General features: G+C 59.8%; 10 protein-coding genes. 2 read left to right on the top strand and 8 right to left on the bottom strand.

The features are described from left to right. Positions 1 to 87 precede the first annotated feature (87 nt). Positions 88 to 1527, top strand: a complete 1440-nt coding sequence (cls, locus tag ACQRBV_RS09410; RefSeq protein ID WP_411984887.1) for a cardiolipin synthase — start codon at positions 88 to 90, stop codon at positions 1525 to 1527. A 52-nt stretch (positions 1528 to 1579) separates the two neighbouring features. Here cls and cfaB read toward each other — a convergent pair whose 3' ends face one another. From cfaB to hflK (ACQRBV_RS09370), 8 genes are all read right to left on the bottom strand, one after another. Then, a complete protein-coding gene (cfaB, locus tag ACQRBV_RS09405) occupies positions 1580 to 2764 on the bottom strand; it encodes a C17 cyclopropane fatty acid synthase CfaB (protein ID WP_060756598.1) in 1185 nt (394 codons plus the stop codon). 87 nt (positions 2765 to 2851) lie between these two features. After that, positions 2852 to 3640, bottom strand: a complete 789-nt coding sequence (locus ACQRBV_RS09400) for an HvfC/BufC family peptide modification chaperone (protein ID WP_411984886.1) — start codon at positions 3638 to 3640, stop codon at positions 2852 to 2854. After that, positions 3631 to 4476, bottom strand: coding sequence for a DUF692 domain-containing protein (locus ACQRBV_RS09395; protein ID WP_411984885.1), 846 nt, complete (start codon positions 4474 to 4476; stop codon positions 3631 to 3633). The genes ACQRBV_RS09400 and ACQRBV_RS09395 overlap by 10 nt, the downstream gene beginning before the upstream one ends. A gap of 66 nt (positions 4477 to 4542) precedes the next feature. Then, entirely contained in the window at positions 4543 to 4794 is a 252-nt protein-coding gene (locus ACQRBV_RS09390) for a hypothetical protein (RefSeq protein WP_060756595.1), read from the bottom strand. 118 nt (positions 4795 to 4912) lie between these two features. After that, positions 4913 to 6799 carry a cation-translocating P-type ATPase gene (locus tag ACQRBV_RS09385; protein WP_104995063.1) on the bottom strand — a complete coding sequence of 629 codons (1887 nt, stop codon included), beginning with the start codon at positions 6797 to 6799 and terminating at the stop codon, positions 4913 to 4915. Beyond that, the gene (gene hflK / locus ACQRBV_RS09380; RefSeq protein WP_060756593.1) at positions 6796 to 7830 is read right to left on the bottom strand and encodes a protease modulator HflK; all 1035 of its coding nucleotides are present in this window, start codon (positions 7828 to 7830) and stop codon (positions 6796 to 6798) included. Before hflK (ACQRBV_RS09380) ends, ACQRBV_RS09385 begins: the two co-directional genes overlap by 4 nt. Next, positions 7827 to 8828 carry a protease modulator HflC gene (gene hflC, locus ACQRBV_RS09375; protein ID WP_161548619.1) on the bottom strand — a complete coding sequence of 334 codons (1002 nt, stop codon included), beginning with the start codon at positions 8826 to 8828 and terminating at the stop codon, positions 7827 to 7829. Before hflC ends, hflK (ACQRBV_RS09380) begins: the two co-directional genes overlap by 4 nt. Positions 8829 to 8837: 9 nt before the next feature. Next, entirely contained in the window at positions 8838 to 10754 is a 1917-nt protein-coding gene (gene hflK, locus ACQRBV_RS09370; RefSeq protein ID WP_411984884.1) for a protease modulator HflK, read from the bottom strand. A gap of 247 nt (positions 10755 to 11001) precedes the next feature. Between hflK (ACQRBV_RS09370) and ACQRBV_RS09365 the strand changes: the two genes are divergently transcribed. Then, positions 11002 to 12795: a hypothetical protein gene (locus tag ACQRBV_RS09365; RefSeq protein ID WP_411984883.1), complete on the top strand. Its 1794-nt coding sequence runs from the start codon at positions 11002 to 11004 to the stop codon at positions 12793 to 12795. Positions 12796 to 12855: the final 60 nt, after the last annotated feature.

Below are 12855 nucleotides of genomic sequence, written 5' to 3'. Positions count from 1 at the left end.
CGCCAGTGTTGCACGGCAAATAAAATAGCGACATTCGCAGCCGTTCATGGTCTGTTAGGCAGTCGATTGTCTGGAGATATGTCGTCCATGGATTTTTTTGGCCCGCACCTGCTCGCCTACTTCATTGCCACGCTGCATTTTCTCGGGACTCTCGCCGCGATCCACGCTGTGCTGACTGTCAGGACCGCCCAAGGCTCGATCGCCTGGGCGTTGTCGTTGATGTTCATGCCCTACCTCACGTTGATCCCTTATCTGATCTTCGGCCGCAGCACCTTCGACGCTTATATCCAGGCACGCCGCCAGGCCAACCAGGAAATGCACACCGCCATTGCCGAGCTGAACTGGCGCCCTTGGGTCGAAGAAGCCCTCGCCGCACGCAATTCCAGCGCCTACGCGTCGCTGCGCGCAATGCCCAAGCTGGGACGCATGCCGTGCCTGGCCAACAACCAAGTGCGCTTGTTGATCAATGGTGATGCCACCTTCAGTGCAATCTTCGACGCGATCCGCAGTGCCAGGAGCGCCGTGCTGTTCCAGTTTTTCATCATTCATGACGACGAACTAGGTAGGCAGTTGCATGCCCTGTTGAAGGAAAAGGCTGCCCAGGGCGTAGCCATATATATGCTGTATGACCGCATCGGCAGCCATGCCCTGCCCCATCACTACGTGCAATCGCTGCGCGACGCAGGCGTACAGGTCAAGGCGTTCGCAACGCGCAGCGGCTGGCTCAACCGTTTCCAGGTCAACTTCCGCAACCACCGCAAGATCGTGGTGGTGGACGGCATCACCGGGTTTGTCGGTGGGCATAACGTCGGTGACGAATACCTGGGCAAAAAGCCGCCCCTGGCCCCGTGGCGCGATACTCACGTACAGGTGACCGGCCCGGTGGTGGCGTGCCTGCAAGAGTCGTTTGCCGAAGACTGGTTCTGGGCCGCGCGCAAGTTGCCGCCGCTGATCCTGCCTGACGCCTACCCCGAAGACGGCGTACTCTGCCAACTGCTCGCCAGTGGGCCGGCCGACTCGTATGAAACCTGCTCACTGTTTTTCGTCGAAGCCATCCACGCGGCGACCGAGCGGGTGTGGATCACCAGCCCGTATTTCATCCCCGATGAGGCCGTGTTCTCCGCGCTGCGCCTGGCCGTGCTGCGCGGCGTCGACGTACGCCTGCTGCTGCCTTCACGTCCCGACCACCGCATCGTCTACGCTGCGTCCAGCCTTTATGCGATCGAAGCCGTACGCGCCGGGGTGCGCGTGTTCCGCTACACGCCGGGCTTTCTGCATCAGAAAGTGGTGTTGGTGGACAGCGAAATCAGCGCGATCGGCAGTGCGAACATGGATAACCGTTCGTTCCGACTGAATTTTGAAGTGATGTTACTGACGGTGGATGAGGCGTTTGCCGGCGAAGTTGAGCAAATGCTGATGGACGACTTCGCCCTGGCCCATGAAGTCAGCCAGGAAGAAAGCCGCGAGACCCGCCGCCTGCAACAACTGGGCATGCGGGTCGCACGACTGATCTCCCCGATTCTCTAAATGTGGGAGGGAGCAAACCCCTCACCACACTTGAACTCCGGTGTCTTGAACGTCAGCGGTAGAGATCTTCCCGTGTCCACGGCAGTTCATGGCTGCCATCGGCATGGGGTTTCACCGCCAGGATCTGGTGCAGGTTGATCCAGCCCCGCGCAAACGCATAAGCGCAGCCTGCCAGGTACAAGCGCCAAATCCGCAAGGCCTGCTCCGGCACCATCTGCGCCGCCGCTTCAAGGTTGTCCTCAAGGCGCTCGCTCCAGTGGTCCAGGGTGCGTGCGTAATGCAGGCGCAGGCTTTCGACGTCGACCACTTCCAGCCCGACTTCACTGATCTCGGCGGTCATCATCGCCAGGTGCGGCAACTCGCCGTTGGGGAAGACATAACGCTCGATGAAGTCCCCGGCGCCGCGGCCGACAGGACGACCGTCAGTGTGCTTGGCGGTAATACCGTGGTTCATCACCAAACCGCCCTCGCGCACCGCGCCAAACAGGGTTTGGCAGTACTGCGCCAGGTTGGCGTGGCCGACGTGTTCGAACATGCCCACGCTCACCACCTTGTCGAACCGGCCATCCTGAGGCAGGTCACGGTAGTCGAGCAATTGCAGGTCAACCTGGTCTTCCAGGCCCTCGGCTTTCACCCGTTCCCGGGCCAGCGCCAACTGCTCCTTGCTCAAGGTGATGCCAAATACTTTGACCCCGAACTCCCGCGCCGCAAAGCGCGCCAGCCCACCCCAGCCACAGCCTACGTCGAGCAAATACTCACCCGGCTGCAACCGCAGTTTGCGGCACAGGTGGCGAAATTTGTCTTGTTGGGCCTGGTCGAGGGTTTCGCTGCCGGTTTCGAAATAACCGCAGGAGTACGCCATGTCCTGATCCAGCCACAGCTGGTAGAACTCGTTGGACAGGTCGTAATGGTAGGAAATTGCCGCAGCGTCGGTGGCCTTGTCGTGGATCGAGCGCACCGGACGACTCCCCTCGTCGTCGTCGATCAGGGCATGACTGAGCTCGTCACACACCCGGATGACCTCGGAAATGGAGCCTTCCAGCTCCAATTTGCCCTCAACGAAGGCTTCGCCCAGTGAATCGAGCGTTGGATGGGTCAGTTGGGACACGACCGTGGGGTCCTTCACCACGATGGTCACACTGGGCGCAGGGCCCAGGTTGAATTCATGGCCGTCCCAGAGTCGAAGACGCAGCGGTAGCTGAAGATTCTGTAAGGCCGGTGGAAGTTGCGCGAGCATGAGTAGTCCCCCCTTGTTTCAGACGTCTGGAGTGAGGGTAGACCATCAGAAGACAAAGTAGGAGGCTATCGAATTGATAGTGCTCTTCTATGGGGCTCTACGTTCGAGCAAACCATCCTGGACCCACTGCTTAAGCCACGTAACCGCCTGCAGTGGCGCACCCTCTGCATAGGTGACTACCAATTGCGCGCACAGTTCTGAAAAATTCCAGCCGGTGGTCACCATTCCGGCCAGGGCAAACGCTTCATCAGGTTCAAGGCTGCGGTAGTGGCACACGTTCTGGTGCCGCCATACCAGGCAGATGTGTGCCGGCGCCAGTGCGTGACTGCCGGGGAAGTCCGACTGATCCTTGCTCGCGCGCCATATCGCCACGCTGTTGAAATGGTACGGCATCTGCTGCACCGAAGGTACCAGGGCGACCTGTAAACCCGGCCAGTCTGCAGGCGGCAGCTGCGCCATGTCATCCAAGCCAAGCGGCTCACCCTGTGGCGCATCGAATGCCAGGGTAAACGCCCATTCGAGCCGCGCCAGTTCGGCCAGCGGCGCGCTCTGTTCAGCCACCAAATGCTCGACGATAAACGCAGGGAACCGCTCGCCCAGCCAGCGCAAGCTGTAATGGGCAGACGGATAACGACGCACGTAGGCTTCGGTCAGAGACGCAAACTCTTCATCCCCCAGCCAATACCAGATGGCGCCGAAGTCATGCCGCAGCACTTCCTGCAGCCGCGCCAGGTAGGCGTTGTGATAGATCGCCAGGCCCGTGTCGACATCCAGCGTCGGCCCCCCCAGCAACGTGTCGGCAAAACCGCTGTTGGCCGCCGGGGTTGCGGATAACAGATGCTGCTCAAAGGCCAATTGCCAGTCGGTCAGGCGCATAGCGACCTCCTGGCCAGCGCAGCAGCGCCCAGTTCACGAGCCTTGCCCAGCTCGGTGAGCAACTCTTCAAACGGAGGAAAATGATCGTCGCGCTCCAATAGCGTCGAGATCGGCCCCAGGTGTTCCAGGGTTTGTTGATACAGCGCCCACACCGGATCGCACACGGGATGGTCATGGGTATCGACGACATAGTCGCCGTAGTCCATATGCCCGGCCAGATGCAGTTGGCGAATGCTGTGTGGCGGCAGGTTGCGGATGAAAGTCCAGGCATCGAAGCCGTGATTACGCGAGCTGACGTAGACGTTGTTGACGTCCAGCAACAACTGGCAGCCCGTCAGGTGGGTCAAGGCATTGAGGAATTCCCACTCGGTAAATTCATCCGCCTTGGAACGCACATAGCTGGAGACGTTTTCCAGCACCAGTGGACGCTGCAGTATGTCCTGCACTTGCAGAACACGGGCTGCCACGTGGTAAAGGCTCTCCTCGGTGTAGGGCAACGGCAGCAGGTCATGCAACTGATGCGCGCTGCCGCGGCTCCAGCACAGATGATCGGAAACCCACGCCGGTTGCAGACGTACGGCGAGCTGTTTGATTTGCTTCAGGTAATCGGTATCGAGGGCATGCGGCCCACCGATGGACAAGGACACGCCATGCATCACCAGGGGATAGCGCTCGGCTATCGCCTCCAGGTAATACAAGGCTTTACCGCCCTGGACCAGATAATTCTCGGAGATGACCTCGAACCAATCCACCGCCGGTGATTGTTCAAGGATCTGCTGGTAGTACTCACTGCGCAGGCCCAGGCCGTAACCCAGACTCGGAAAGGAAGCGGACATGATGCACTCCTGGGCAAAGTGTCCGCAGCGGAAAAGGCATCCGCTGCGGTTGCACTCGGTTGCCGGTTACTCGCCGACTTTGCCGCCAGCCGCGTCACACGCTGCCTTGCTCATGGCCTTGAAGCCGTGGCCTTTGCAGACCGCCTGACCTTTGCAAGCGTTTTCAGCGGTTTTGCAGTCATTCATGCCTTTGCAAGAAGTCACACCGTAGCAATGAACAGTAGCGTCGGCGGCCTGTACCTGGGTAGCAACACCAGCAAACATAGTGGCGGCAGCGATGGCCAGGGCAGCACCGGAAACGGCATTCTTGATGTTCATTTTTGGTTCCTCAGAGTTCGATAGTGGGTGCCGGTCTGAACGGTTTGTTCAGTCTCGACACACCACTAGAGTGAGGTCCCTTGGCGGCGTTACAGCCTTTTGAAAAAACTTCCGGAAATTATTCCTCGAGCTTCAAAAGCGGCTCCTGGAAACGCAATAAACGCCCAGCATTGCCCAGCACCAACAACGTACTGAGGTTATGCAATACCGCTGCAATCATTGCGCCTGCGGCCCCCAGCCAGCCAAAGGCGGCGAACACCACGATCGCCAGGGTCCACCCCAGGCCGATGACGACGTTGACCTGCAAAGTGTGTCGACACTGGCGGCTCAAGCGCACACAGGTGCCCAGACGCCGCAAGTCGCTGCCGATCAGCACCACATCCGCCGACGCCAGGGCGATGTCCGCGCCACCGGCGCCCATCGCCACGCCGACCACACCGGCCTTCAGTGCCAGGGAGTCGTTGATACCGTCGCCCACCACCATCGGGCGGAAACCACTGCCGATCTCGCCCAGCACACGGTTGAGCTTGTCCTCCGGCAAGGCTTGCGCCTCGACATCGCTGATGCCCACGTCCAACGCCAGGCTGTCGGCGACGCTTTGACGGTCGCCGGTCAGCAGCAGTTGGCGTCCCAGGCCCAGCTCGCGCAGCTCTTGCAGCGCTTGGCGTGCTTCCGGCTTGACGCTATCGGCCAGCAGCAGCCAGGCCAGGAACCGCCCATTCAACGCCAACCCGGCAATCGGGCCGTCGTGGTTCGGAACGGACGTTGTCGCGATACCCAATTGTTCGAACAACTCCGGCCGGCCCAGCGCGGCTTCGCCCTGTTCGGTCTGCGCCACCACGCCCAGGCCCTGGCGTTCGCGGATGTCGGTCAGTGCGAGCATTTGCTCCTGGGCCGCCAGGCCCGCCAAGGCACGGCTGACCGGATGACTGCTGGCCGAACCCAGGCTGGCCGCCAGATTCAACAACACCTGCCGATCCGGTGCGGTGGTTTCGATCGATTGCAGACGCAAGGTGCCGAAGGTCAGCGTGCCGGTCTTGTCGACCACCAACGAGGTCAGGTCCGCCAATTCCTCCAGGAACGCCGAGCTGCGGATCAAAATCCCATGCCGAGCCGCCACGGCGATCCCGGCAATCGCCGTGGCCGGTGCTGATAGCACCAAGGCACACGGGCACGCCGCAACCAGCACCGCCAGCATTGCCTGGGCGTCATTGGTCACAAACCAGGTCACCGCCGCCAACAACAGCACCAGTACCATATAACTGCCGGCATAACGCTCCAGCAGCCGTGTGATCGGCGGCTTGGAGCGTTCGGCGTTCTGCATCAGCGCGATCACCTTGCCCAAGGTCGACTCGTTACCGGTGCGGGTCACTTCCAGGCGCAGCAAGCCATCGAGGTTGATCGCCCCACCAAACACCTGCACACCCACGCTGGCTTCCAGCGGCACCGACTCACCAGTGATCGGCGCCGTATCCAGGCTCGCCTGCCCCGACAGCACCACGCCATCAGCCGGCACTCGATCACCGGCGCGCACTTCGACGATATCGCCAGTGTTCAGCGTTCCGTTATCCACTTCGACAATGTTGCCGTCGGCCTGCACCAACCGCGCATGGCTGCGGGTCAGTTTGCCCAGGGCATGGATCGCCTCCTGGGAGCCGATCACGCTGCGCTCCTCCAACACATGACCGAAGATCATGATGATCGGCAGCAACGCAGCCGTCAGCAGATCGCCCGTGGCCCAGGCACCGAGCATGGCCAGGGCGATCAGTTGATCGGTGATCCCGTGCAGGCTGGGAAAACGCAGGCTGTACCAAGCCGAACGCATCACGGGTACGGCCACCAGCAACGATGCCACGCCCAGCAACAACTGACTCACGCCTGTCTGGTCCGGCGCCAGCCAGCGCCACACCAAGCCCAATATCAACAACCCCAGGGCCAGCATGGCCAAGGTCAATTGCCGGGCAGCACTGCGCTGCTCGGCTGAAGTCAGCATGGGTGCGCTCATTGTTCGGCTCCCTGGATAATCAAGCGGGAGTCGTCTTTAGGATCGACCGTGGTCACGGAGCCGGCCTGGCCGAGAATTTTCGGTAACCGCTCGCGATACAGACGCAGCAGTAAGCCGGGGTCTTTCACCTGGGCCAGGCTGGCGACGGTGGCGGTTTGCGCCTGGGCATTGGCCAGGCGTTCGCTGGCCTGGGCATGGGCAACCTGCACCAGGCGGTCAGCCGTCTGGTTGGCGGTCTGGGTGAGTTTTTCCGCGTCGGTGCGCGCATTGGCCACCGCTTTATCAGCTTGCTGGCTGGCGGTCAGTACCGCGTTGAACGCATTCACCGCCGGGCCCGGCAGACTCGACTGCACATCGACGCGAGTGACTTCGATGCCCAACCCCAAGCCCGTAGTGGCCAACTCGGCCAACCGTTTATTGATGCCCTGCACCAAGTCCCCGCGCAGTCGCTCGCGGCGCTCGGCGGCGCCGTTGTCGGTGCCTATCAATTCAGGGCGCGCCACCAGGATCGTGTCCAGATCGCGCGCGGCGGTCAGGGCCACGGCGCTGCGGGTGACCAGGCGATCCAGGGCCGGCAGCACATGCTCGCCCTGCAGCACAAACGCGTAGGGCTCGGTGACCTTGTAGAACACCCGTACATCCAGCTGTACCACGCCGGCATCACCGGTCAACAGGTAACCGGAGCCGGCCAGGGAATCGCTTAACGGCGTGGCGAAACTGGCCACGCGATCAGCCTGCGTCGCCGCATCGGAGCGCAGCAGGTTCTCCACCCGACGCTCGATTACGCGGTCCGCCGCCGGCAACAGCACCACTTGCTCGAACGGCTGCGGCCAGGCCAGCAGCAGCCCGGCATTCTGAATCCGATCCAGTGCGCCGAAGTGCAACACCACCGCACGATTCTGCGGGTCGATCTGGCGTACGTTGGAAAACGCCCAGGCCAACGCCGCCAAAACGGTCACCGCGTACAGCGCCACGAAGGTCAGGCGCCCGGCCTGGATCCATGGGCTGTCCGGGTTGTCACGCTCGATCATGGCTGGATGTCCTTGGGCCCATCGACCAGTGCGCGGAACGGCGCGGCGTCGGTGCGCAAGATGATCTTGGTGCCTGGCGTGACCACGGTGCCCAAGGTATCCAGCGAACGCAGCAGGTTATACAGCTGCGGATTACCTGCGTAAGCGCGGCCATAAATTTGCGCGGCTTCGACCCGCGATTGCGCTTCGATATCGGCGGCTTTCACCGTGGCGTCAGCCTGCACGATCCGCGCATCGCGCTCGGCAGCGGAACGAATCTGCGCGGCTTCACGCTTGCCCACGGCAGTGCGCTCGGTGGCGATGGTTTCACGTTCGGCACGCATGCGGTCGACGGTGGCGGTGAGGGTTACTGATGGCAAGGTCAGACGCTCCACGCCCACTTGCGCTACGCGCACGCCATAGGTAGTGAGTAATTGTTGATCAATCTGCTGACGCAACTGCGCTTCGAAATCGGCGATGCGCACCTGGCTGGCGTCAGTGTTGATCAGGCTCGACAGATCGAAACTCGCCGCCGTGGTTTCCAACGCTGAGCCCACGAACGTGCGAATCTGCCGCGCCGCTTCATCCGGCTGGTTCTGCACGGCGCGCATAAAACGCTGCACATTGTCGGCATCGCCCTGCACCTGCCACGCCACGTAAGCCTGCACAATGATGCGCAAGCCATCGCGGGTGCCCACGTCCTGCAAGCCGCTGGAGGTCGTGCGCAGGCGCAGGTCCACGGGGATCGCCGCTTCGAACGGCGCCGGCCAGCGCCAGCCCAGGCCCGGCTCCAGCAGAACCCGCGACGGGTTGCCAAAGCGCGTTATCACCGTGGCTTCGCCGGAACGCACCTGCACCAGGCTCGCCGCCGCCACCGCAAACAGCACCAGCAACACGGCCCAGGCCATTCGCCGCCAGGGGAAGGGGCCAGCGGCGTGTTCATCACCGTGATGGTGGTGGCCATGATGATGGTGGTGGTGGTGACCGTGGTCATGATCGTGAGAATGAGCGCTCAACAGACAAACTCCTTATTGAACGGCTTTGCGCGGCGCCATTGGGTCGGCCGGCAACGTAAAAGAACGCAGATCGATCGTCGGCGCGCCATCGGCGCCCAGGCGGTGATCCAGAATAAGCAGCTTGGCATTGGCCAGGCCCTGGCTGAGTTGGCCGAGGTACTGTTCCAGCACGAACGCTTTGCCTGCGGTGGCGTAAGCCTTCTGTTCAGCGGCAAAACGCAGGTCGGCGGCTTGGGCGCCGGCGTTCACTTCGCGGGCGCTGGCCTGGGCCTGGTCGCGTACCGTGCTGGCTTGCAGCAGCGCCTGATTGGTTTGCTCGCTGGCGGCTCCGCGCTCACGGGAGATCAGTGCCTGGGCGCCGATCTGCGCCGCCTGCACGCCGTGATAGGCGTTGGCCGCACCGGCCGGTGGGTGAATGGCCTCCACCACCGTAGCGAGGATTTCCACACCGCTGTCGAGCTTGTTCAGGTCTGCCTGCACCGCCCGGCCCACTTCATCGGCGAGGCTGGTACGTTGCTCACCCAGCAGTTCGTCGAGGGTGCGGGAAGCAAAGTCGTGCACGAGAATACGGCTGGCGGTGCTGCGGATCAGCGTCGGCACATCCGCGCTGTTGTAAGTGGCGGCGAGCGCGGCCTGATCGGTCAGGCCGATACGGTAGACAAAACGCACGTCCATATTGACGATCTGAAAGCTCTGCTTGTCGCCGCTGCTGCTGGCGATCACCTGGGACTTGTCATTCACATGGCTGGCGTCCCACAACCGGTTGGCAATCGTCGGCGCCGGGCCTTCGGCAGAAGCCAGTTCGGGCGTGGCGGCTTCGCTGACGCTGGTTGCCAGCTCATGCACCACGCCGTTCTCCACATTCAATACGCGCCCCAGCGGCCACGGTAAACCGGCATGCAGGCCAGGGCCGAAGACTTCAACAGGTTTACCGAAGCGTTCATAAATCCCGCGGCCTTGCAGGGGCACTTCATGCACGCCGGTCAGCGACCAGCCCACGGCGAGAACCACCAGCAACACTGGTAGAAAGGCCCGGCGCATGTAGGTAAACGCCCAGATCTGGCGCAGGTCGATGCCGAAGCGGTTGTGCAATTCATGCTGCAAGGCAAGCAGGGGTTGCGGCGGCCAGCGCAGCAGCCCGGCAATAAAACTCTGGGCCATCAAGCGCGGTTCGAGGCGCGGTTGGCGCGGGCTGAACAACGACAGCACGCCCCTGAGCAGGAACTCCAAAGCCACCAACGCCGGCAAGAGCCCCATCAGCGTCGCCAGGCGCAACGGCCAGACCGATTCGGCACCGGCAAACAACAGGCAAATTGCACTGATCACCAGGCAGATGATTGCCACCCGGCTCAATTGCGCCAATTGCGCGGCTTCCGGCCATTGCGTCAGCGTTTCCTGGGCCAGGCGGCGCTCGAACACCAGCAAACCGAAGGCCAGCGCCAACGCCAAGGCAGCGCCGATGCTGGCGGACTGGCCTACGACGGCGGCGGGCAACGCCAGGTTCCAGAACTCGAAGATGCTGACCAGCACCAGTAGAGACCAACCGCATAACCACAATACCGGGGTGCCGATCTGCGCCAACAGGCCACTACCCAGACGCCCGATCAGCCGCGTGTAACCTTCCGTGTCCGCCACGGGCACATCGACGCTCGGCTCTTCCAGCGACTGGGCGCGCCAATCGGCCACCCACCACGCCGATTGCAACCCGGCCACCAGCACCAGCAACGCCGAGGAGCAGTTGATCAGCACCACGGGCCAGATCGATAGCGGGGCGAACAATGCGACGAACAGGGCGAGCACCCAACCCGCGACCGCCAGGGTCGTCAGGCTGATACCGGCCTGGCGCAACCGACGGGCATGGAACAGCCCTTGTTGAAAACGCGGCAGGCCCTCAACCGAAGCGCCGTCAGCTTCTAGATCCACTTGCATCCACAACACCCACCTAAAACCGTTCGTTATCCTATAACAAAAAACGTGAAATTTCTGTTTGGCCATGAGGCATCGAACACGGGCTCTCAACACAGCCCGCCCTGTGAATCCAGGATCACTGCATAAACAAGTAAAAGAAACACTTAGATAAATAGTTGGCTGGAACGCTTCACTTGCTTTGCTTCACACAAAGACACGTCTATTTTATTACATAGGCGCAACTATCAGTCCTACAGGAAGCAGAGAATTGGCCATCAGTTTCAATCCATCTCATAACGTAAATTTTTCCTATCCAACAAATCCAGTTACACCTTCTAAGCAAGAAGTGCCACAGCATGAGACTGAAGTCCGTTCAAAAGATAAATCGGCAATAGACGCTAGAAACGCCCAAGACAACTTCAACCAAATTTCCCAACGCAAGACACGCTCCGTCAACACCCCTCCGGAGAATTCTCAACCGGTCATTCATTTTCATGGAGGAGGGACATGGGATCAGTACTATCAGACCTACGGAAATCTCTGGGGATATCTTCCTCCTGAGAATCCACCCGTTCGTCAAAAAGTCGCGGATCAAGACGACTCCGCCGACGGCCTTACGTTGACCTTGGATGAATATGAACAAGAACATAAATATGAAGAGGGCGATCACAAGCTGAGCCAGACCGTATCCAAGCATATGCTAAAGCACGACCCGGCCACTGACAGTCAGCCCATGATTGACGTCAATCAAGACACGACAATTCGTGGTTGGCTTGATCAATTAAGAAATGCATTCTCCAGTAATATCCTGAAAAAGTGGTACGAGACCAATGAAATTACTCCCGGCAGTTTGAGCTACGACTCAAAATACCAAAATGTTCAATTTGTCAGAAATGATGGAAGGACCTTGAGCATGTCGCTTGAGCAATTTTATGAGCGATACCCGACTGCTCGCCAGGGGCTTGAGCCAGTGATCGATGCCTGCAAGAAGCTGGCGCCAGAGGGAAGTGATGTGAAATTCACGGCCTGGCCACAGGGCAAGGCACCGCTTGATGTGATTCAGAATTTCTATGGGATCAAGCCGCCAGAAACCAAGGAGGCTTCCACGGCATGGGGCAAAGAACTGCAGAAAATCAAGGCATTCCCGGAACACACCTTGAACCTTCCGGAGAATGACTGGGCACTCTCACGCCAGCAACGCAGGTTGCAAAATATCAACGAAGGCTTTGTGACACAGCCCAAATATGTCGTGGAATATGAATCGTCTGCCGACCAACTCCACCGGGATCTAAATGCATGGCCCCTTAAACACAAAAATCCTGCCGATTATGAGCTCTCCCAATCCATCGGCGACATAATGTCCACGATGACAGAAGAAGCATTTACGAAACCGCTTCCAGAGATAACAGTTGAAAAAGGCACCTCGTTTTACCGTTGGATCGGTGTAATCAATCAGGCCTTTGAAAACAAAGCGCTTACAGAGTGGGCTAAAAAAAATAATGCCCGTGAATTCAGTTTTGACCCTGAGACTAGAACATTCCATGCCACGGTGGGCAACGAATCAAAAAGTTATACGGCCGATGAGTTCGACAAACAATTCCCGGCCTATTCCGGAGCTCTTGACCCGCTGAATGATGTTGCCAAAGTCGTTGCACCTTTCCAGACCGGAATTAAACTTCGGCCGATCAAAGATGACAAGGTTCCGGTTGACATGCTCCTTAGCTTTTACGGGCTGAAGTCCATGCGCGAGATCCTGGTTGAAACACATGAAGATGCTAAGGCGCAAGCAAACTCGATCATTGATGAAAACCATCGGAACACGGCTATTTCCAACATCGACAGTACCGCCCAAAAAGAAGCTATTGAAAAAATAAACAGGATGGGGACCCAATTAAAAAACAACGATAGCGTCTTCAGCCAGGAACCTTCATGGCGACGCGAAGATGAGACCTACGAGCACTCGCTGCGGGTCATAGAAATCACCAATTCGGAATACGGAAAGCCCAATAAACGAATGGTCATTGAATATAGCGGGCGCGACTCCGAAATTATTTATGCGTAAAGGGCTCCGAACCTGAGGTTCCGCCCTCTCAACGGTGCCCGCTCGTTTGGAACGCTCGGG

The organism is Pseudomonas sp. R11F (assembly GCF_050312575.1).
Classification (GTDB): domain Bacteria; phylum Pseudomonadota; class Gammaproteobacteria; order Pseudomonadales; family Pseudomonadaceae; genus Aquipseudomonas; species Aquipseudomonas palleroniana.
Note: the sequence above shows the minus strand (reverse complement) of the source record. Positions and strands in the feature narration are given on the sequence as shown.